General features: G+C 58.8%; 26 protein-coding genes. 4 read left to right on the forward strand and 22 right to left on the reverse strand.

Annotated features, from left to right (window positions below; all coding sequences use genetic code 11):
* From ASD32_RS26935 to ASD32_RS26955, 5 genes are all read right to left on the reverse strand, one after another.
* A partial coding sequence (locus ASD32_RS26935) for a phage tail protein (RefSeq protein WP_082546952.1) occupies nt 1–2,379 on the reverse strand: 2,379 nt, incomplete at its 3' end.
* Nucleotides 2,380–2,399: 20 nt separating this feature from the next.
* A complete protein-coding gene (locus ASD32_RS26940; RefSeq protein WP_244490291.1) occupies nt 2,400–2,804 on the reverse strand; it encodes a GNAT family N-acetyltransferase in 405 nt (134 codons plus the stop codon).
* Between the two features lie 26 nt (nt 2,805–2,830).
* Nucleotides 2,831–3,505: a hypothetical protein gene (locus tag ASD32_RS26945; RefSeq protein WP_060641114.1), complete on the reverse strand. Its 675-nt coding sequence runs from the start codon at nt 3,503–3,505 to the stop codon at nt 2,831–2,833.
* 11 nt (nt 3,506–3,516) lie between these two features.
* Nucleotides 3,517–4,158, reverse strand: coding sequence for a hypothetical protein (locus ASD32_RS26950; RefSeq protein ID WP_060641115.1), 642 nt, complete (start codon nt 4,156–4,158; stop codon nt 3,517–3,519).
* On the reverse strand, nt 4,159–6,249 hold the full coding sequence (locus ASD32_RS26955; RefSeq protein ID WP_060641116.1) for a phage tail length tape measure family protein: 2,091 nt from the start codon (nt 6,247–6,249) through the stop codon (nt 4,159–4,161). It abuts the gene before it with no gap.
* 63 nt (nt 6,250–6,312) lie between these two features.
* On the opposite strand from ASD32_RS26955, the gene ASD32_RS26960 reads away from it, so the two are divergent.
* Nucleotides 6,313–6,732 carry a hypothetical protein gene (locus ASD32_RS26960; protein WP_060641117.1) on the forward strand — a complete coding sequence of 140 codons (420 nt, stop codon included), beginning with the start codon at nt 6,313–6,315 and terminating at the stop codon, nt 6,730–6,732.
* Between the two features lie 257 nt (nt 6,733–6,989).
* Here ASD32_RS26960 and ASD32_RS26965 read toward each other — a convergent pair whose 3' ends face one another.
* From ASD32_RS26965 to ASD32_RS27005, 8 genes are all read right to left on the reverse strand, one after another.
* Nucleotides 6,990–7,196, reverse strand: coding sequence for a hypothetical protein (locus tag ASD32_RS26965; RefSeq protein WP_060641118.1), 207 nt, complete (start codon nt 7,194–7,196; stop codon nt 6,990–6,992).
* A 350-nt stretch (nt 7,197–7,546) separates the two neighbouring features.
* Nucleotides 7,547–7,948 carry a hypothetical protein gene (locus tag ASD32_RS26975; RefSeq protein ID WP_060641120.1) on the reverse strand — a complete coding sequence of 134 codons (402 nt, stop codon included), beginning with the start codon at nt 7,946–7,948 and terminating at the stop codon, nt 7,547–7,549.
* 10 nt (nt 7,949–7,958) lie between these two features.
* Entirely contained in the window at nt 7,959–8,441 is a 483-nt protein-coding gene (locus tag ASD32_RS26980; protein ID WP_060641121.1) for a hypothetical protein, read from the reverse strand.
* Nucleotides 8,442–8,443: 2 nt separating this feature from the next.
* Entirely contained in the window at nt 8,444–8,869 is a 426-nt protein-coding gene (locus ASD32_RS26985) for a phage tail terminator-like protein (protein WP_060641122.1), read from the reverse strand.
* A gap of 185 nt (nt 8,870–9,054) precedes the next feature.
* Nucleotides 9,055–9,501, reverse strand: a complete 447-nt coding sequence (locus tag ASD32_RS26990; protein ID WP_060641123.1) for a hypothetical protein — start codon at nt 9,499–9,501, stop codon at nt 9,055–9,057.
* Nucleotides 9,501–10,550 carry a hypothetical protein gene (locus ASD32_RS26995; RefSeq protein WP_060641124.1) on the reverse strand — a complete coding sequence of 350 codons (1,050 nt, stop codon included), beginning with the start codon at nt 10,548–10,550 and terminating at the stop codon, nt 9,501–9,503. Before ASD32_RS26995 ends, ASD32_RS26990 begins: the two co-directional genes overlap by 1 nt.
* Nucleotides 10,547–10,909 carry a hypothetical protein gene (locus ASD32_RS27000; protein WP_060641125.1) on the reverse strand — a complete coding sequence of 121 codons (363 nt, stop codon included), beginning with the start codon at nt 10,907–10,909 and terminating at the stop codon, nt 10,547–10,549. The genes ASD32_RS26995 and ASD32_RS27000 overlap by 4 nt, the downstream gene beginning before the upstream one ends.
* Nucleotides 10,909–11,400, reverse strand: a complete 492-nt coding sequence (locus ASD32_RS27005) for a DnaT-like ssDNA-binding protein (RefSeq protein WP_060641126.1) — start codon at nt 11,398–11,400, stop codon at nt 10,909–10,911. The genes ASD32_RS27000 and ASD32_RS27005 overlap by 1 nt, the downstream gene beginning before the upstream one ends.
* A 63-nt stretch (nt 11,401–11,463) precedes the next feature.
* Here ASD32_RS27005 and ASD32_RS27010 point away from each other — a divergent pair, with 63 nt between their 5' ends.
* A complete protein-coding gene (locus ASD32_RS27010; RefSeq protein ID WP_156383388.1) occupies nt 11,464–11,904 on the forward strand; it encodes a hypothetical protein in 441 nt (146 codons plus the stop codon).
* A 31-nt stretch (nt 11,905–11,935) separates the two neighbouring features.
* On the opposite strand, the gene ASD32_RS27015 is transcribed toward ASD32_RS27010, so the two are convergent.
* From ASD32_RS27015 to ASD32_RS27030, 4 genes are read right to left on the reverse strand one after another with little or no spacing between them, the layout of a single operon-like run.
* On the reverse strand, nt 11,936–12,235 hold the full coding sequence (locus ASD32_RS27015; protein WP_060641128.1) for a hypothetical protein: 300 nt from the start codon (nt 12,233–12,235) through the stop codon (nt 11,936–11,938).
* Nucleotides 12,236–12,237: 2 nt separating this feature from the next.
* Entirely contained in the window at nt 12,238–13,176 is a 939-nt protein-coding gene (locus tag ASD32_RS27020; RefSeq protein ID WP_060641129.1) for a DUF2184 domain-containing protein, read from the reverse strand.
* A gap of 11 nt (nt 13,177–13,187) precedes the next feature.
* Nucleotides 13,188–13,652 carry a DUF2190 family protein gene (locus tag ASD32_RS27025; RefSeq protein WP_060641130.1) on the reverse strand — a complete coding sequence of 155 codons (465 nt, stop codon included), beginning with the start codon at nt 13,650–13,652 and terminating at the stop codon, nt 13,188–13,190.
* On the reverse strand, nt 13,652–14,800 hold the full coding sequence (locus ASD32_RS27030; RefSeq protein ID WP_060641131.1) for a DUF2213 domain-containing protein: 1,149 nt from the start codon (nt 14,798–14,800) through the stop codon (nt 13,652–13,654). The genes ASD32_RS27025 and ASD32_RS27030 overlap by 1 nt, the downstream gene beginning before the upstream one ends.
* 57 nt (nt 14,801–14,857) lie before the next feature.
* On the opposite strand from ASD32_RS27030, the gene ASD32_RS29895 reads away from it, so the two are divergent.
* Nucleotides 14,858–15,022, forward strand: a complete 165-nt coding sequence (locus ASD32_RS29895; RefSeq protein ID WP_156383389.1) for a hypothetical protein — start codon at nt 14,858–14,860, stop codon at nt 15,020–15,022.
* On the opposite strand, the gene ASD32_RS27035 is transcribed toward ASD32_RS29895, so the two are convergent.
* Genes ASD32_RS27035 through ASD32_RS27055 form a run of 5 tightly spaced genes read right to left on the reverse strand, consistent with a single transcriptional unit; the run spans nt 15,012 to nt 19,658 of the window.
* On the reverse strand, nt 15,012–15,305 hold the full coding sequence (locus ASD32_RS27035) for a hypothetical protein (RefSeq protein WP_060641132.1): 294 nt from the start codon (nt 15,303–15,305) through the stop codon (nt 15,012–15,014). The two genes, ASD32_RS29895 and ASD32_RS27035, sit on opposite strands and share 11 nt — an antisense overlap.
* Nucleotides 15,302–17,149: a phage portal protein gene (locus ASD32_RS27040; RefSeq protein ID WP_060641133.1), complete on the reverse strand. Its 1,848-nt coding sequence runs from the start codon at nt 17,147–17,149 to the stop codon at nt 15,302–15,304. The genes ASD32_RS27035 and ASD32_RS27040 overlap by 4 nt, the downstream gene beginning before the upstream one ends.
* Before the next feature lie 8 nt (nt 17,150–17,157).
* Entirely contained in the window at nt 17,158–18,552 is a 1,395-nt protein-coding gene (terL, locus tag ASD32_RS27045; protein WP_060641134.1) for a phage terminase large subunit, read from the reverse strand.
* On the reverse strand, nt 18,539–19,003 hold the full coding sequence (locus ASD32_RS27050) for a DUF2280 domain-containing protein (RefSeq protein WP_060641135.1): 465 nt from the start codon (nt 19,001–19,003) through the stop codon (nt 18,539–18,541). Before ASD32_RS27050 ends, terL begins: the two co-directional genes overlap by 14 nt.
* Before the next feature lie 25 nt (nt 19,004–19,028).
* The gene (locus tag ASD32_RS27055) at nt 19,029–19,658 is read right to left on the reverse strand and encodes a putative metallopeptidase (RefSeq protein WP_244490293.1); all 630 of its coding nucleotides are present in this window, start codon (nt 19,656–19,658) and stop codon (nt 19,029–19,031) included.
* On the opposite strand from ASD32_RS27055, the gene ASD32_RS27060 reads away from it, so the two are divergent.
* Entirely contained in the window at nt 19,640–19,978 is a 339-nt protein-coding gene (locus ASD32_RS27060; protein ID WP_156383390.1) for a hypothetical protein, read from the forward strand. The genes ASD32_RS27055 and ASD32_RS27060 overlap by 19 nt on opposite strands.
* Nucleotides 19,979–19,997 lie beyond the last annotated feature (19 nt).

Raw genomic sequence — 19,997 nt, forward strand, 5'->3', positions numbered from 1 at the left:
CGTATCGACCGCGATAATTGCCGCATCCAGCGTGTCCGTCTCGGCTTCCAGCGTCGTCACCCGCTGCACAACAGCAGCCGTGGCAGCCACTGCAACAGTGATCTGGTCGGTGAAGCTGGCAACAGCCGAACCGATGGAGACGGTCAAGATATTGCGAACCTGCTCAATGTGCGTGAACTTCGCATAATCCAGGTCGGCTACCGCGTCCCGCAGCGCGCCAAGCTCATTGAGCATCGCGCGGTAACGGTCGGCAGATTCGAACGCACCGGCGACCCGCTCCGCCTGCTCTGCACTAAGTGCGTTGGCCTGCGCCTGAACCGCCGCGATGCGGGCCTGTTGCTCGGCGACGAGGGCTTGCGCCTGCGCCTGGATAGCCGCGACCCGCGCTTCCGTCTCAGCCACCAGCGCTGCGGCAGTCGCCGTCGCAACCCCACCAACGTTCTGATCGATCCAATCCCTCAATATCTCAAGGGACGCCAGAACCTCGCTGGCAAGATCGACATCGCCGAGCCGTATATCGGGCGTGAGCACGTCGATCCATTCCGACCACTCAACGTTTCGCCCGGAATATGGAACCTCGATACCCTTCACCTGATACAGGGTTGCAGGTAGGCACCAGGAGCCGGAGATTACCCACTCATAGGGCGAGGAATACGCAACCGCAGCACTATCAAACACCACGGCGCTGGTCGCCTTCACTCGAGCAACGATGCGGACGCTCAAAACATCATTGAGGTCATCGGCTGCCTTGACCTTGATCGCAGGCCGGCGCGCGGCGCCTGCGTCGTCGCGGATTTCCCAAGGCTCGGCTTCCCAGCCGTCGATAACACTTACCGGCGGATAGATGGGGTCGAGAGGAGAAAATACAGGCGGAATATAGGCTGCGGGCGGTTCATAATCAGTTGGGTCTACCTCAGTGATATCTAGCATCACATCAAGGTTTGCCTTGTCAGCAACGCCATCGATCCGGAAAAGCTTGGAGGTGTAGCTGTTCCGTGCTGAATTCAACGTTATGCTGTCACCCGGCTCCAATGGCCAGGCCCAAGGTGGAAGCACGATAGTATGCCTGCGTTCCCGACGGGCTTCAGCTAGCGCGGCTTTCATGATCCGCTGGACCTGAGAATTGCGTGAAACCACGTCAAGTGACAAGTCCGCAATCAAGCGGCGATCACCGTCCCGCTCCTCGTAATCACTGTTGTATATCGGCGGCGCGGGCTTTGTATTCCAAGCTTCCTTTGGCTCAGGATAGGTCGCAGTGATCCCGTTGATCGAATTCGCGAGCGTCGTAAACGGAGCGAAGGTCTGTTGCTCAGTCGAGAGGATGTCGCCGTCCGAGATTGTCAGCACCGACGCGCCGGGCTCACCAACGCGAAGCTTGTAGGTACCGCCTGTTTCGATAAGCTTGCCTTGTCCACCCTTTAACAAGGCTTCAATGGTTGATCCAAGCTCAGTGTTAACCGTGATTTCGATCCCGGTCTGATACTGTTGCTCAAGCCCAAAAGGCCCTTGGACCGACTTCCGGCATTTTTGGATTTGCTCAATCCAGTCCGTCGCAGGTAACCGGGCAGCCGAGAGGTTTTGGAGCCCGTATAGCCACACGCCGTCATAGCCGATACCGAGGAGAAGATTGTAAATCTGCACCGCAAGAAGTTTGTCCCCGTCGCCGCCCCAGGTGGCGGGGTTGTTCCGGCGATGAGACCCAACGCCACCGGCGGTGCTGTCCTTCGATAGATCGTAAAGAGGCATGCCCGCAATTTCGAAGCGGAATGAAGGAAAGCCGGAGAAGAGGCTGTCCTTGACCTGAGAGGTGACAACCGCATACGCAATGCCACGTCCAACTCTGGTATTCTCGTACGGTCGGCTCGAAGACGAGACAGTATTGACGAGAAATGGATCTGCTTGGGTTTGCGTTCCGTCATGGAACTTGACCCACATGTTGTTTCCACCGCCACTGGTAGAATATTCTTCGACCGGGAAGCCCCAATCCCCATAAGATGTGTCGCTTGTTTCAACGGTCACCGGGGCACCATTGACCCATACAGCCGTCACGCCGCTGATCGGGACGTCAGACAGAGCAATGACCTGGGTCAGATAGGCGTTGGGTGTCTTGCCGGACTTGCCCCATGTGTTCGCGTAGACCAGCGAGCCAGCGGTTGCACGCGGGCCCATGAGAATGGAACGCGGGACGTCCCCACCCGACTGCATCTTTCCGTGGACGCCGCCGGCCTGCGGTTGGTCAGTCTTTTGCAGCTCTGCAACGGCGAGGCTGAGACCGACGCCTACGGCGGCATTCAAAGCGAATGCACTGACGGTCGCAAGGAAAGACGTCGATGCAACGCCGAGCACGCCGGCGACAGCAGCAGCGGTAAAAACAGCCATTTATTTTCCTGAGTTGCCGCTTAGAGGGGCTTCATGAAGTGACGCTCGACGGCGAGGTAGCCAGAGCGTTCGTAGAGCCGAGAGGTGAGCGGATCGCCACCAAGCCCAACCATGTGAATGAAGGCGCAGCCGCGATGGCGCGCCCACTGCTCGTAGGCATCAAGCATTTTCCGAGCATGGAGGCCGCGATGCTCCGGATCGATCCAGAACATAGTCTCGAACGCCATTTTCACGGGCGAGAACCGGTGCGGCTGCGCTTCCGCCGCGAGTACCCCGAGCGCAACCCCATCGACATCGAGCACAAGGCAAAGCTGATCTGGCGCATCCAGAGATGAGCGAAAAACATTGTCTGCCATTGGCGCGGAGAACGGGAATGGCACTTCAGACGCGGCATGAAAAGCCTTAGCCATCGCCAGAACCCGCATGCGGTCGCCTAAGACTGCGGGCCTGATCATCTGCTGGCCGGAATATTCGATGTGATCCGCTGCGGTTCTGACGATGCGATCTTTCCGGACTTTGTGCCCCAGAAGAGTTCCCATTCGCCAACCGTTGTTGCGTCCTGAAAGAAATTGTCCGCCGCTGACCGTAGCTTTTGGCTATCATCGGACCGGGTGTCTGGGTTGCTCCTCGTCATTTCCTGCGTATGAGACACACAGGTCAGAACGATCGACCCTTCCTCGTTTTCAGCCGGCGTCGTGATCATAGGATCATCGACAAACCCGACAAACCGAGGAAACGCAGGGCCGACAATCTTCCGCGTTGCGGGCGAAAAGAGGCCCCGGAAGATCTCGACCCTGGCCTGTTTCAGGTCATAGCCCCGAACGAGGTTGGCGACCCCCTCGTCAATCTGCGAGAGAGTAACCGTGACGCTCCGAACAGTCACGTTCGAAACCAGCGGGATATCGCTGATCGCAATCAGTGATCCTGCCCCTTCGAAATTCCGCGTCACCTCCGCCCCAGTTTCAGGGTTGATGACCGTCGCAGCGACATTGCCAACGTCAGACCAGAATCCATGCTGGACCTGGATGCCGGTATCGTAAGTGCGGGCCTTGAACCAAATGAAGTCTCTCGCCACGAGCTGCCGCGCCTGTAGCGCCGCGTAGTTTTCCGCAGAGATTGCACGCATAAGAAATCACCTCAACTGATGGGGCATTGGAAGGCTTGGAACGAGATAACTGTCTTGAGCGCGTCAAACTGCTGCGGAACGACCGATCCGGGCACCAACATCATGACTGTCGCAGGCCGTTTCAGCGTGACATCAAGACTGACCATTGTTCCAGGAAACAGGTGGGGCCGAACCTCGAATAGAGGGCTGACACCCGCCCCGGACGCCGTCACTGTCTCCATCACTTGATGAAGCGAGCGCCACCCGGCAACATTGAACGCGAGATAATCGCCCCGAGACAGCACCATGCCCGTGGGCAGGCCAGATAGGGCGAGCGATTTGCCGTTTCCGCCGACGGTTGAAATTTCCGATGTGTCCGCAAAATTACCATCAGGCTTTGATCTCGGGTATCGACGGCGGGCATCGAAACCGTGAAACGTGCCGATGCCGTTATCCATACTCGACAACATGGCTTCAAAATCGAGTGCATCTGCATGAAACAACGGCACGCTGGTCGCGGCCATTGTCCATAACGAAGTGCCGAAATCCTTGATTATCGTCACGCCGTTGGCCTGGCGCGACAATTCCTGCCTGTACATCGGCTGGAATTTATACCCCTCCGGCGCGAGGCGGTATGTCGTCAGAATGTCGTTGCGGGGGAACGTGACGGTCATTTACAGATCCCTGCTATTCTTCGCTTTGCGAACGGTATCGACGACACGAGCCTTAAACTCCTGCCGATCGCGGTTCATCTGGGTCTTTAGGCCTTCGATGTCTTGGCCGTACCCTTGAACATTGTAGACCGGAGCGAAAGAGACGTGCACGGGAGCTTCGTTTGAGTTTGCGGCGCCACGATTGTTGTTGCTGGCTTTGAGCTTGTGGTTGGGGATGACCTCCTCCCCACCCTTGAAGCGGACGAGTTCCGGGCCTTTCTCGCCGACCCAGGCAACACCAGGGCGAGCCGCCGGCGTTCCAGCAGCGTAAAGGCCGACACCACCAGCCTTGGCGATGCCCATCTGGCCGCCACCGAACAGACCGAGAATGCCGCTAAGTATGCCGCCGCCCGAACCAGCACCTGCGTTGTTCACTTCGAACAGTGCATCGACGACATCGTTCAGCAGTTTGTCCGAGATTTTAGAGAGCACGCCGAGGGCAGCATCTCCGAAAGACTCCCAGACAGACTTTCCGCTCTCAATGCTTGAGAAGAAGTCATCGAAGAACCCTTTCGTGAGGTCCTTCGAGAACTCGATAGCCAAGCCCATTTTCTTGGTCTCGGCTTCTGTCTGAGCCATAACTTGGGCCAGAGCGGATAGCTCGCCCTTCTGGGCTGCACTAAGGGTGATGCCGCGCTGCTGTGCCTGGTTGAGCAGATCGGTTTCATATCGCAGCGCTGCGGCGGCCTCTTCGGATAGTCCGAGCGCATTTCGCTTTGCATCCAGCGCCGCGATTCGACGTTCCGCTCCATCGACGATATCGGAGTATTTTTCGGTGTCGGACTTGCCGCCGGTCTTCTTCTTGGCTTTCGCGTCAACGTCCGTAAGGCCCTTTGCAAGCTCTTTAAGCTTTTCCGAAGCTGCAGATGCGCCCTTGGCAATCGCATCGGTCACGCCCCCGACGTAGTCGGTGCCCTGCGCCGCCTTCATCTCCTCGAACAGCTTGGCAGCGGCCTTTCCAGTAGCGCCTGCATATGGATTCGCAGGCTTCTCGATGGAAATCGCCGAGACAAAGTCGACGTTGAGAGGAACACCGATCTTGAGCGAAGCCATCTTGGCCTCGTTGATGAGGTTGTTTATCCCGCCGATCGCGCTGTTGATCATGCTCTCGATCGCGCCGATCACAGCAGCGACCGTTGCGTAGACAAGGTCGCCCAGCACGGAGGGCAGCATTCCCCAGATCGCTTTAATTCCGTTGAAGCCTCCCACGAACGCGCCGATGATGAAATTCACCCCTGCCTTGGCGTCAGCAACGATGTCCCTGCCGAAAATCTGGGCAAGCTCATCACGGAAGATATTCGCAGCAGCCACAGCAGCAACAATGCCGAGAACGATGGCGCCGGCCGGGTTGGCCGCCAACATTGCCGCGCCTGCGGTGACCGCAGCGACGGCCAGGCGTCCGAGCAGCGCGATAACGGAGATGATGCCGCCAATGATTGCCGGGGCGTATAGGAGCGCAAGCGCAGCAGCGGCGCCGACAGCATATGGTGCGATCTCGTCAAGTATCTCGGCGAGCGCGTTCAATGCCGACTGTGCAAGTTTTGCCCAACTCACCGACTGGATAAGCACTGCTACCAGCGTGGTGAGGCCGACGGCAATGAGAGTAATTGGCGAGAGCATTGCAAGAAGTGAACCGCCAAGCTCTTTCGCAAAGCTGCCATTCGACATCATCGCCACCTGAGCGATCTGCAGGCCCTGTTGCATGCCAATAAGGCCGGCCTGCATACCACCAGCCGCTGTGGTGACGATATCGAAACCCTGAGCAGCGAGGTTGGCAGTGTCATGCGTCCGCGCCAACCCTGCGGTGTTCTGGTTCGCAGCGCGGTTTGCCATCTCGATTTGCTTCGATGCGGAAGCAGCTGCAGCCCCCTCACTCGAATATGCCTTTGCCGCCGCCGACGCGGCGCCCACGGCTCCCCTATTGGCGCCGGAGAGGCCGTCAGTCGCAGCTTCGGCCCGAGCGGCCGCTCCGGAAAGTTTGTCCAGACCGTCGGTGTTTTCCTTGACACCCTTGTTGGTCACCTGAATTCCGAGCTGGGCGACGTCTGACATGAGCTTTACCTTTTCGGGATTCGCGCGCTATCTTCCCGCCGGGTCAAAACCGGAGGAATTTGGATGCACCGCTTTTTCAGTTTGATGACTGCCGCTACTTTGTTGGTCGGGGTTTCGTCACCGGCGTTTGCCGACGTATGCTCTGACGTTGAGACGGCGCCGCTGCGGCTGGTTACCTGGTCCGCAGAGAAGAAAGGGGAGGCAACGACCGTCTATTCCCTCTCACTCACAAGCCAATTTCCGAAACCCACCCGTATGATTTCTGGGTACGTGACCTTTGAAGACGCACTGGACGAAAACATGGGAGCGTTCAAGCTGCCCAGAGATTATTCAGCACCTGCCAATACTGCCTTCGAAATGACCGTTCCCGTTGGGAGCATGGTCATTGAAAGGGTTTTGAAGATCAAAAAGGACGATATTTCCGCCCGCGTGTGCGTTGATGGCGTAATCTACGAAGACGGCACCAAGGAAGAGTTTAAATAAAAAAGGCGGCCCGAAAGCCGCCGACCCTGACTCGACTCCCGGTTGCTCTCATGCTTTCTTCCCGCTGCTAAACCAAGGAGAAGCGAATGCCGAGCCAAGAGCCTAGGATTAACTTTGAAGATGGGAATGGAACGCGGTACGTCACCGTCATATTCTACGAAACAGGCGGTGAGTTCGCATCAATACGGATGATCGATCCCGCTAACCCTGACGAGACAAATGCTGCAGAACGGCAACGCGTCATCGGGATTGCTAAGTCAAAGCTTGGCGACATCTCCCGAAGCTAGCTGACCGACCATGGTACGCAAGGCCCACAGATCAGAGATCGGGGCCTTGCCTTCCAACGCACCTTCTAAAACCGAGAGCCTGCAAGCGATCGCTGTCACGGCCACATTTAGCAGCGCGATCTCGTTTTGGAGGAAATCAACCTGAAGCGCGCCGTCATTGATTGGGGAATCTTTCATTTAACGTCCTTTGATACATTAACGCTCAGCCTCCCGTTCCCGGATGGCCTCGCTCTCCTTGTCGATTTCGGCGCAGTATCGAGAATTCATGCTCTTGAGGACGCGAACCTCCTCGCGCCGGACAATATTGCCCGTGATCGCCAACCAGGCCGCGAGTTCTTGATTGGATACCGGCGCAGGACCGGAAAACCCAGGCGCCGCACTTTCACGCAACTCCCAGAACCATTCCCAGAGGAAATAGCCATTCTCCGGGACCTCAACTTCGGGGATGTCGATCTCGAAGCTCTCGTTCCGTTCCCGCCGGGTCTCGCCATCCTTGTCTCTGACGCAGTCGTATCGTGCGGCAAGCGCTACGGCTTCACAGAGCCTTTCCCCAAGCTCTTCGTAAAATTTGCGCGGTCTTCCGAAGCGGCGGCCACCTGATCGTAGATCCAGCCGGCTTCTTCAACGACCTCGCGCGCCATCTCAAAGGTCAGTTCGGGCTTTGCACCTTTCCAGTCGTGATCACCCCAATCCCAAGAGGCGATCGAGGCTGCAGCCTTGTCGAGGTATTCGTCCTCGACTTTGGCCGTGGTCAGCTTCTTTTTGCGGCTGGCGAGAAACTTGTCGCTGTGCTGCCGAACAACTTTCTTCACCGCGTCGCTCTCGTTCGAGCGGATCATGAAGGTGATGCCGACCAGCTCGTCTGTATCGGGGCCGGTGAGCTTGAGAGTGAAGAGGTCTTCGGAGTTGACGAGCTTCGAAATGTCCATGTGGCGTTCCTTACACAGCGACGGGGTTCACGCGAACCGGGAGTTGATTGAGACCGATGGTGAAGCGTTCGAGCTCGAAGTCATCCGAGCCGCCGCCGGGATAGAGCGGACCAGAGACAACGCCACGGCTGTAGAAGATCGTGTTGGTGAAGCCGGCGCCGCCGTCATTGCGTTCGATCTTGATGGCCATGTTGTCCTGATTGAGCGGGTCGCCGAACGTGCGGAGGATCACCTGCCCCGCATCGGCGGCGACGGAAGCCACCTCAATCTGCGGATCGCCGGCGTTGGCTGTGCCCTTCTGCTTCTGGGTGACAGCTTCGTCGAGCGTATTGTAAGAGTTCATGGTGCTGTCGGCGCCAAAGTCCCCGACGTTCCCGACCTTGCCCACCTGCACCCAAGTCAGTGCGGCATATGTGCTGCTGATGAGATCGCTGTTCTGGGCCGTGGCGCAGACATAGACCTTCGTGCCCTTCTTCGTTGCTTTGTTCGCCATGGTCAGCTCTCCTGTTCAAAGGCGTGATAGGGGATCGTGACCGGCACCTTCATGCGGTCTACGTCTTGGATCGGGCTCGATGCCCAAGGTTCGCTGCTGATCGTGATCCTCACGCCAGATGCGAATAGGGTCTGGTTCTTGAAACGATTGATGATCTGGCCGGCGACATCGAGAGCATCCGGGATGCCGCTGCCGATCGGCCACATGACTGACACCTGCAGGATGCCGACCTTCTGCTGTGGGTCGTCCCCGAGCGTGATCTGACGTGTCCTGTTGGGCAGGAAGAGGAGTTCGAGGAACTTACCCGGCTTTGTTTGCCCCGCCGCTGGAAACCCCACGTTCGGCCCCGCGATCGGCAGGACATCGGGCATGGTGCGCAGATGCGTTCCCAGCGCAGCGAAGATCATTGCGTCCGTGCTCGTCGCCATGTACCGATTACCTATGAAAGAGAAGCCGCCCTTATCGGACCGCGAGGTTCATGAACGCCTTCACGAGGCCTGGCTCTTGCTGGCCAAGGAAGACGGCGCGACGGAATTTGGGAACAACACGCTGAAAGCGGCCCGGCTGTCTCTCTTCACCTTTCAGATGACACTGATGATGAAGATGGAAGCGCCTACAGCCCAAATGCCTTCCGAGCCTTCTCGGCATTCCGATTGACGTGCACCGGCCAGTTCTGCGCTGCCAGGCGGACAAAACCCGCGGCGGGCCGACCATTCGCACCGTATTCCTGATGACCCGCGTAGGCGGCCGTGTAGCCGAAATACAGGTCGTCCTCTAAAGACGCCCCCGCGATGACTGCCTCGATGATGCCGAAGTCGAACTTATACGTCCGCCCCTCGACCGGATTGGCTCCAGAATTGATGCTCGGCATCGTCGCCGTGGACGCCAACAGTGATTGTTGCAGAAATCCCGTCTCGAACGGCATCCGGCCACCCTCGATATCGAGGGTCTGCATTTCCTTGACCACATCGGCGGCGCTCTGATTGCGCACGGCCTCGATGGCTTCCGGCACCTTCTCCGCGAAGTTGGCAACAGCGGCGGCAAATGACAGCGTGGCCATTACGCAGTTCGTGCCCGATAGCGGCGGAGGCCGGCGGCAATATAGTCGATGTCGTATTCAACCCTGCACTTGCAGCCGATCCTGTGTCTCGCCGGCGCCTTCGGGTCATGTGGATACATGAGCATCGTTCCGTCTGGCGCTACGAAAGGCATGTCGAGCGGCACGGCATTCTGTGTGGCCATCTGGACATGCTGCATACGCGGATGTTCAGAACAGGAGTGCTTCCACTTCTTTGTGACCTCTTGAGCGGTGATTTTCCCCGCCTCAACCTGCTGTCGGATCGCGTTGTCGCGGACCGAAAACAGCGCCGTTCGCGTCTCCTCAAGCCCAATGGTTTCGCCCCGGAGCTGCAGGTTCTTGTCACTCAGTCTGCTGACGATCTTGGAGACGATCGCGGTATCTACCGGCCGCTCCTCGCGGATAGCCTTCAAGACGCTACGATCAAAGCGACGATCGCGGGTCTTCAGGTTCAGGTACTTCCGCATAAGCTCGGGCTCACCCGACAAGAGGTTCGCCCGAGCGCCCTTTGCACCATAGATGAATTCTACCTGAGGCGTTGTGAGGCCAATCGTGCCACCCTCGCGCCGGCCGGTTACCCTGCTCACCCGTCCTATGACATCCAGCGCAGTAGCCGTGGGGTTTCTCCCCGCGGCAAGACCTGTTTCGAATGCCAGGCGCAGCGCATCACGCTGGTCTGCCATGATATTCGTCACCAGTGTCGATGATTGCTCCCGAATAAGCCTCTCAGCTTCGAGGTTCCGGACGCCGAACTGAAATAGCACACGCAAGCCCTCGGGTCCGACCAGAGACGGAAGGCCTTGGACCATGCCGACCCCGCCGGCATTGAAAGCCTCGCGAAGAGACATTTCCAATGCGGCAAAAGCTTCAGGCTCGAACTGGACCGCTGCGACGGCGCCTGCGATATCGCCCCGCTCCAATCGCTCCACGATCGTCTTTAGGACGATGGACGACTTGATGGCCTCGATTGCCTCCCGAAACGCAGCGGCAACCTTCGGCTCATACTGGGCAAGAAGCTCGTCGAAGGTCATGCAAGGCGCCCCTGCACAATGAAGACCACGCTCGTGACACCATCGTAGTTGTTCGGATCCGCGTTTACGATGCGATAGCCCACCCCGCCTGCCGTAACCAGGTCACCGATGGTCGGCACGATGCCCAGCCCAACGGCTGAAATATAGATTTGAACGTCGCCGGTCTTGATCACGGTCCCGTCGATGTTGCGGGCATCGTAGGCCATCGGCACCAGCGTGGCCGGATACGCGGTTTCCACCGGATCGCCGCCGTTCACCGGGTCTGGTGGGGCAATGCGCGTCACGGTGCCAGCTTGGCCGTATTTGGCGATAAGCCGCTGGGCAGTGGCCTGCATGCGGGCATAGAGCGGGTTTGCCATCAGACACACAGGATCGCGGGCAGGATCGGGATGAGGAACGGCCAGAGCAGCCCCTCGATGGTGGTTACGACTGGCGTTGCCATGGCGACCAGATCGGCGATCGAGGTGGACGACGAGGCCGCATACTCGACTTCAAGCTGCCCGATTTTCTCTCTTTTGACTGTTGCAGACCCGGTCACCACAGGAGACAGGCTGCCCGGATTGGTCAATTCGAGGAATGCCGCCTCATAGCTGGCATTGACGATGGCCGCTGGGATTTCCGCGCCGATCGCCTCGCCGTAATATGTCGAGGCGCCGGTGCGCGGCCACGCCCTCTCCTGAGCAAACCCGCCGGTGCGCGTGCCAGCGAAGAACCGCTCATACCGATCGATCACCAAAGAGCCGCGTTGACGGGCTGCGCCCTTCTGGGCATCAGTAGCGCCTTCGGGGAACACATAGCCGGCTGCGGCCGCGTAGGTCGTGAATTCCGCAGTGGAACCGTAGCCTGCCATGTCATTTCCTATATCTTAAGTTGCGCCAGCTAAAACCACCGCCAACAGTGAGCGGGGGCTTCGATGAGTGAAGTAAATTGGGACATGGTGGCTGCGTGCGCCAACGCAGTGATCGCAACGACAGCGGTTATCGCGGCCTGGTATGCGCTAAGGCAATATCGGTACGCCGTTCGCATTCAAGACATCAACCAAGTGCTTTTGATGTACCAAGCTTTCAGGGATATGTCGCGCCATACAGTGGATGACTCACTGAACGAAAGACTGATGACCGAAGTTATTGATTTGCTTACAGTGCATGAGCGGCTTCTGGCTGAGAAACTGCTCTCTAAGCATGCAACCAGTTTTTACCGAGACGCTGTTGCGATACAGGATACATTTTCTGATGTAGATCAACCACAGCTTGATTTACTCAGAAAAATCCTTCGGAGTGATACCAATGTATACAGGCACTTCATTGCTACTCTGAAAAGCAATGCAAAAACCAACTACATCGTCAATTGGTGAGCCCGGCAGTTGCCCGCCGGGCCGAGTGTCGTCAGGAACCGAGCTTCGCGTCGATAAGCTCTTTCAGCTTCTCGGTGCTGATGTTCCTCGGATATTCCAGCCCGAGTTCGGCTGCCTGCTTCTTGAGATCATCGCGCTCCGAGAGCTTCGGGTCATCATCATCTTCGCCGGTGACGATCAGATGCTCGGCTTTGATCCAGGCAACGACGACGGGATGATCCTTGACGGTATCCCAATCGGCCCGTTCAACATCGAGCGAGGACTTGCCGGCGATGACCGGGCCGCCGGGAATGCCAAAGCCGCCCGGCCGGGTGTTTTCGAGTTTGACCATGATCAGATCCCATCCAGATAACGAACAGCGCCCGGGCGGCGGATTTCGACACCTCCGAGACGGAAGATACCGGGCACCTCGAACTTCAACAGGCGGCGCTCAGCCTGCAAGAAGCGATGGGGCATGGGAATGTGCATCTTCACGACATCCGGGGTACGGCGGTAAGCGACCATTCGGTGAGTGCCGCCGGCGCCGAGGTTTTCCAGACCGAAGACCGCGCGGATCGTGAGCGGGCGGCCGGTCCGGATCGTGTAGATGTTCGCACGCTGGATGTGCTCCAGAATGGTCGTGGTCATGGTTGCGTCGAGACGCTTGGTGGCGATCAGAGCGTAGCGGTCCTGGTCGAGCAGGATCGTGTCTGCCTGTTCGATGCCGTTCGAGGCGGTGAAGATGACGCTGAGAACGTCGTTGACGTCCTTCAGGATTTCATCGGCCGTCTTCGTGGTCCAGGTTGCCGTGCCCAAAGCGCCGTTCGCAGCAGTGAGCGCTGTGACGGAAGCGGTGTTCAGCAGTCCTTTCACGCCCAGCTTATCGCGGCCGAGGAAGGCAACGCCATCGACGAACTGCTCATACTTGCGCTTGGCAGCATCGGCGCGGTCATTGGTCAACGTAATGCCGTAGGCCTGTGCGTGAGCCAGTTCCTGCAGGTTATATCGGTAACCGATGCCAGCCATGAAGACGCGGCTGTTGCCGTTGTCGAGCTTGAAGTCAACGAACGGGATGTCATCGCCATCCGCCGAGAACTCGCTGGCCTCGCCGACGTCGTCGCCCATCGAGAAGAAGTCGATCGCGGTCGTCCATTCGGGCGCCGAGTTATCGACCGGTACGAGTTCCCGGTACTGGAAATCCGGGTACTCGCGCTTGTAAATCACTGGCTCGATGTAATTCTGAGCCGTGCGCAGGAAGTTCAGCGCCAGTGCGGGCGCGTCAGTGGTGAACATGCTCGTTCTCCTTACTTGGTGACGCCAAGGCGGAGACGCGCGAGCTGGTTGTTACCGCTCGTGACGCTTGCCCATTCGGCATTTTCGATGAGTTGGTTTGCCGAAGAGTTCGACACGTTCGTGAACGTGCCGGTCGGCGTCATGTAGACGGGGTCGCCCTGCGCGACCGCAACGAGCGCGGTGACCCAGATGGAGCCGTTCTTGCGAACGCTGAGCTGGTCGTAAGGCTTGAAAACCTCACCATTGGCTGCCGGCACGGTGCGGTCGGCGATGGCGACGCCGGCAAACTTGCCCAGCGCCGTCGGCAGCTTCACGGTGTGTTCGATGGTACCGAAGATCACACCGCGTCCGAACGGGATATCGCCCGAGCCTGCCTCAACGACGGCGGAGATGTTCCAACCGGGCTCAGTTGTGGCGATCATGCCGGGATAGCCTGCCGGCGTGTCGCGCGAATAGGATACGGTCGGGAAAGCCATTATGCGTTCTCCTTCTGGTTACCCATCCAGGCATTGGCGTCGCGCGCCATCATCTGCCGGTAGGCTGCGTCGGGGTCATTGGGGTTGCCGTCCTGTGTCTTGAGACCGCCTTTTACGACGGTTGCGAACGGGTCAGCTGCGCCCTTGGCTGCATCTTCGACCAAGAGGTCAAAGCGGGCATCGATGTAGGCGTCCGCCTTGCCGGCAATGGCGGCATCACCGATCTTGGCGACGACGACCGCCTTGCGAATGCCGGCATCCGTGAGGCCCTCGGTCTTGACGTCCTTGGCGATGGTCTTGGCAACCGCGATCAGGTCGGCGCGAGCCTGCACCTTTTTGTCGAGATCGGCGTCGGACAGCACCTTGGCGTTCGCGGCGTCGAGGGCAGCGTCCTTCTTGGCGATCTCGGCGTCCTTGGCGGCGATAGCCGTCTGGTGCGCGGTTTCGGTGGCGGTGAGCTTGGCCACAGCATCGGCAAGCCGGGTCTGCAGTGTGGTGATGACGATCGCACCCTGGTCGGTTACTTCAACCGGGATGCCATCGACGGTAACCGTCTTCAGGGTCATGATCTTTTCCTTCGGTTTCTGATCACTGGTGACAGGGGAAACACCCCAGTTTCCCGCACCGTCACCGATGCGAGCTTGAGAACCGGCCCGCGCTCGATCGACGATGGCGAGATGGTTGATCTTGATGTTGGTCTGCTTGGCGTCATAAGCCTCGCCTTCAGGCGTCACACCGTCGCCCCATACGAGCTGGCATTCATATCCAGCCGACAGCTCGCGTTTGCCGCTCTCCACCGATGCGATGGCGTCCTTGTCCTTGAGGATCAGCGGCAGCCAAACCCAGTCGCCGTCTTTCTTTGCGGCCGTGCTGACCTCGCCGACGGCCAGGTCTTTCCAGTTGCCAGCGTTGACCGCTTCATCCGGGTGGTTGACCGTAACCGGTGCATGAGTGAACGACTGCAAGCTCTTGTCTGCAAATACTTCTTCGGCTGGGCGATAGACGCGCACCGTGCGGAGGTCGGGGTTACCCACCTCGTCTCCCAGATAGAGCTGGATGCCCGTGCGAACCGCCTTGGCTTCCGCAATCAGGTAGCCGTCTTCGGTCCGGCGCGTGCCCGCGACGGTTACAGCGTCCGTGAAATTCATGGTGTCAATCCTGCGGTTCTCGCGGTATGGCTTGGGTCCCAAAAGGAGCGACAAAATATGCCAGACTACGTAATCAGAGTTTACGACGAGAAAGACGACAGCGAACCGGCCCGCACCTATCGAGTTACTGCCGCTTCCGTTGAAGAAGCAGTCACGGAAGCGGCAAATAATTCCGCAAGCTGGGAGAAAGTTGTAAGTGCGGAGCCCGTAACTAAGCCGTGATGTGCTTGACCGCCCACATGACGGTTTCCTCAAGACGCTCGGTCGCGATGTTGAGTTCGCGATCTACGGTGCATGCCATCATCGAGAACCCATCAATGGTCTCGTCATCGGGCCCGACCTGAACATCTGGGGTCCGCAAGCTTTCGATAAGGGCGAGGAATTCGGCGCCCTTATCCTTGACTGCCTGCATCTGGGCCTTCTCGGGATCGCTCAGAACACGATAGGTGTGGCGCATGGTGTTATTGACTGTGCGCTGATCGGAAGTGCTATCTACGGTGCTCATGTTTCCTTGATCCCTTCTGCCCAGTCCTCTTTGACCTCTTGGAACACTTCTGGGCCCAGCACGATCTCACCCTGGTAGGGCTCAACATCGGCGAGGTCCGGCGCGTCCGGGTCGTATGAAATCGTGATATGCGGATTGTATTCCGCATGATCCCAAGTCGCGCCGCGATCGACCATCTCGTCATGGCGCCAGCGCAACATGTTGGAATTGAAGAGTAAGACGCGGGCTTCGCCGAACTTCTCCAACAGCCGGGCACCGCCTCGGGGGACTTTCACCTCGTCATCCCAAGTCGAGCCCATCTCCATCCAGTCAACCGGGTTGCGGGAGAAAGTGATGGTTACGTGCATGTCGTCGGCCGGTAGCGTGGTTTTGAACCCCTGCCCCTTTGCCCATGCAATGATCTCAGCGGCGTTCAGCACATCCCGGCGCACATAGAGCGTGCGAGGCGCTGCGTCGTTCGCTGCCAGTCTCTGTGGCTCTGCTGGCGTGTTCTGATTGGCGGCGGCGGCGGCCAGTTCCTCGTCGGATGGCTCTTGCTCGCCGATCTCGCCGAACTCATCAACCGCCTCTTCCAGACCGGGCAGAACCCCGTCCTCAACCAATCGATTGACCAGAGCGCGGGATACGGCATCACGGGCAATGATCTCCTGCCCTGTCCCCGAGCCTACCAGCTGGCGCGCGGCGTCAGCCGTGAGCTTGAAGATGTCAGCCCGTTCCTTCTCGCTCATCTGCTCAAGGGGTGCCCAGGCATAATAGACCTCAGGGGGACGCGAGCCGAGAGCCGAACGGATCAGGCATTCATCCATCTTGTGCATCGAAGGCGTCATTTCGAGCTGCTGGATGGACTGGATGCGGTCATGGTAGTTCTTCATGTCGGCCGTGCCGGTGGCGTTCATGCCAGCAGGCGACTGGCCCAGAAGGCGCGTAACCGGGATATCGGCCGCACCGGACACGATCTGCAAGAAGGCCATGAGGATATCGGTCAGGCCCGCAAGCGACGCGGTCTTGGTTTCGTACTCCTCTTCCTTGTCCAGCAGCAGTGTTCCGTTGATGCCCTTGGACATATTGGCAAGGGTGTATCGCTCAATGATTTTCGAGCGATAGACCTCGTTGTTCAACGAAGCCATGAAATCCGGGATGCGGATGATGTCGATCTTTGCTTCGAACACCAGTGAAGCGATGTTGCCCGCGGTGCTGTCGGCATTCTTGATGGCATCGAGCGTGGCGGTCAGGATGCTATCGCCCCAGCCCTCCATCAGCCCGGCCGTCATCAGGCTATCTGGCTGCCTTGCGCCGATGAAGATCACCAGGCGCGACGGATGAATGCGCACCAACTGCATGCTGCTTGAGCCGGTCACCTCGTAATAGGACGGCTTGCCGTGGTACTCGCTGGTGACGTCCTGCTCGATCGGGCCAGCGGTCATATCGCGCCGGGAGAGTACCGTCAGGTATTTCAGGCCCGTCTTGCCCAGACGCTCCGGATCGATCGGCGATTCCGGGTCTGCATCGCCGGTACCGATAAAGATGGCAGCACCACCGAACAGCCGGGCCTTGGTCAGGGCTTCGAGTACCTTGCCCTTGACGTTCAGCCGGTTCTCTTCCGCCTCAATCAGTTCGATCTGATCGTTCTTTGCCTGCCAGTCGCGCCACTTCCGGCAACTGTCCAGCGCTGGGATGTCAACGATCTTGCGTGGCAACCATGAACCCCGATAGGCGGCAAGGGCCTGCTCGTCTGTCATCACCGGGTTGGTGTAGAAGACCGTGGCCGCCTTGTCGCGTTCGGTCCCCATGCGGGAAACGAGACTGGTCAGGCTGTCGTTCAGCCCTATCGTCGCATTGCCCATGGAAACCCTCAGATGTTCGAAAGTGTGAAAGTGCTGGCGTTCAACAGCGCGTTGAATGCCCGGCTTGTGCTGTCAGCGTCGTCGTCGTGCTTGGCTTCCGGGAAGCCTTCGAGAGCGGCGAACCAGGCGTTGTTCCAAGGCGCGCGCAGGATGGTGACGTTCCCCGCTTCCGCCTGAGCGGAAAAGGGGCTGAAACGCGTGATTTTGTCCCCTGATTCCGGAGTGGCCCGAACATTGAAGCCGGAAAGCATCTTTGTCAGGTTGGTGACCTGCGACTTGCCCGCCTGCCCCGGATCCTGCGGCAGCGATATCTGCGTTTCGATCCCGTCAGCGTCGGCCGTGTTCTTGATCAGCCGCTCGACGCCGGACGGTGACAGGAAGTCTGTGACGTGATGGCCGACGATAAAGCTGCCGTCCGGTAACTTGCCGATCTTGGTGCCTGCCGTCGCGTCCGGATCGTTGCCCTCGATCTTTGGCGTCGAAGCCAGATCCCACCCGCGCATCCAGCGGACACCGGGGGGAACTGCATCGACGACCCTGCACCATCCACGCTGAAACAGCAGGCCAGCGGCGGGCCGGATCTTCCAGTTACCGCCGAGAAGGCGTTCCCGCTCAACCGTAGGCAAAGCCATGAGGCTGGCGAGATAGCTTGGATCGGCCGCCATCAGCGCGCGGTTGTCGCTGAGCTTGGCCGGGATGAAAGTTACCGACTTCGGAGGGATCGGGGCATCTATGCCGTCCTCGTTCGGTGCGGTGTAGTGGGCAAGCTCCTCGGGGCTGCTGCCCCAGATAATGGCGTCACCGATGCGGACGAACCAGCGGAGCACGCCGGCACGCGACGGGATCGGTAGGCCAGTGTCCTGATCGATCCACCAGGCGATGAACTCGGCAACCCAACTGTCGGCATCTGGATTGCACGTCGCCCTGATGTAAGGCTTCACCCCGCTCATTGAGCGGTTACGCGAGACCATGTACCAGAACTGCTTGGCGCTGAAGTGGGTCAGCTCGTCGAAGCAAATGAGCGGGATCTGCGAGCCCTGCCAGTTCAGTACGGTCTTGTCATGCTCCAGGTGAGCGAACGAGACCGACGAACCGGACGGGAAGTTCCATTGCAGCACATGCTCTTTCGGAGCCGCGCCGATGGCGGGATAAAGCTTTTCGCTCTCATCCCAAAGGCCGCCCTCGTTTCGAACCTGCACCGTTGAGCGACGGAAGAACACCGCGCCGAACTGCGGATTGGCCACGTGGCGCAGCGGTTCCATGAGCAGAGCCCATGTCTTGCCGCCGCCGGCCGAACCACCATAGATCGCGATATCGGCCGCCGACGCCAGGAAGGCCATTTGCGGCCCCGGCTGCGGCCGGATGATTGTCTGGGCTGCCGCGCCCTTCTCAGCTCCTGCCATTATCGGGCAACTGGAAGATCGTCACCGGTGACACTGGCACCGGCAAGTCCTTTCCGTCCTTCCCTGTCAGCTCGCGGCGGTTCGTGTAGCTGCCGCCTACTTCCTCTGCAGCCTGCTTAAGAAGCGACGAGGCGAGCACCATGTTGCCGCTGTTCTCTGCCTTGTCTGCCATGCGCTGCAATGCGCGGAGACGAACGGCGCGGTGGCTGATGGCGATGGATGCCGTATCTTCGAGGAAGGTCTTGCGGGTCTCGACAAAGAGAGCCTTCCATCGTTCGGCCAGGCCTTTGCCTGCCTTCTTGTTCGGGTCGTAAGCTTCAATCGCTTGAGGCGTGAAGATGATGCCGTAATCCTTTTTGAGGGAAGCGGCGACTACCGACGGAGTATCGAAGCAGGCGAGCGCTTGAACCACATAGGTTTGCTGCTCACGGGTGAGTTTTGCTCTAGCCATCGATCTATCAAGACACCATCAAGTTTCAAGCAACGCGCAAAAGGCATGTCCCGCATGAGTGCTCGATATGAGCGCGGGCAATCTCCGGCGGGCGGTTGGCTGCATCCACCATGGCGCGGACACCAGCAGCATCAGCCCCATAGCGAAGGACAACACCGATGAACTGCTCTACGTCGTGCCCACGGATGACGAACACGGGCTGACCTGTCATCTTGTTGAACTTGGGGGCACCGAAAAAATCGACGTCCTGGGCGGCGTGGTAAAGCTCATGCTCGACCAGTGCCATGAATTCGGCATCGCCGCACTGCTGGCAGTATTCAGCATCAAGCGTGATGATGAAGTCCGGAACGGATCCGAACCACTCGACAACCTGTTGCTCTGCCCGTGCTTTGGACCACTTGCCCATCGCGCCCTGCGGTGAGCCGGTCTCGCACTGGCCTATCACCCGCTTGCCCTTGCGGTTGTTCTCAACCACGGTCCAGAGGTAGCCGATGTGGGCGTTGGCCAGATGGTCATGCTCTGGGTTGGCAACAGGTGACGACGGGTCGAAGAATGTCGCCTTTACCCATTCGCCCACATCAGCTGCGGGAACGAACGATTTTAAGCCGTCGAGCCCAAACATCGTTTCCGGTGGATATGGGCGGATGGTCTTCATCTCTTGCCTTTGGCGAGCGCCTGAGCGAACTTCGCGTGCCGGGCATTTTTCAGGACTGGCATGGATCAACCTTGGGCAACGACATGAAACCGAATTGGACCGATAATATCCTGGGCCCTTTTCTCGGAACGCTGCTGGGGTGCGCCATATTCATGGTTCCCACTATGTTTGGGCTGGGCCTTTACCACCTTCTTGCAATCTTTATCGAGAACAAGGGGATGGCGGCTATGGCGACGTTTGCCGTGATCATCGTTGGGTTTGCGTCGTTCCCAAAGCTGTCATCGGTCATTCTGCGCAAAATATTTTCTTCTGGCCGATGAGCCATCCGCATTTTGCGAT

It is taken from the genome of Rhizobium sp. Root483D2, assembly GCF_001426685.1.
GTDB lineage: Bacteria > Pseudomonadota > Alphaproteobacteria > Rhizobiales > Rhizobiaceae > Pararhizobium > Pararhizobium qamdonense.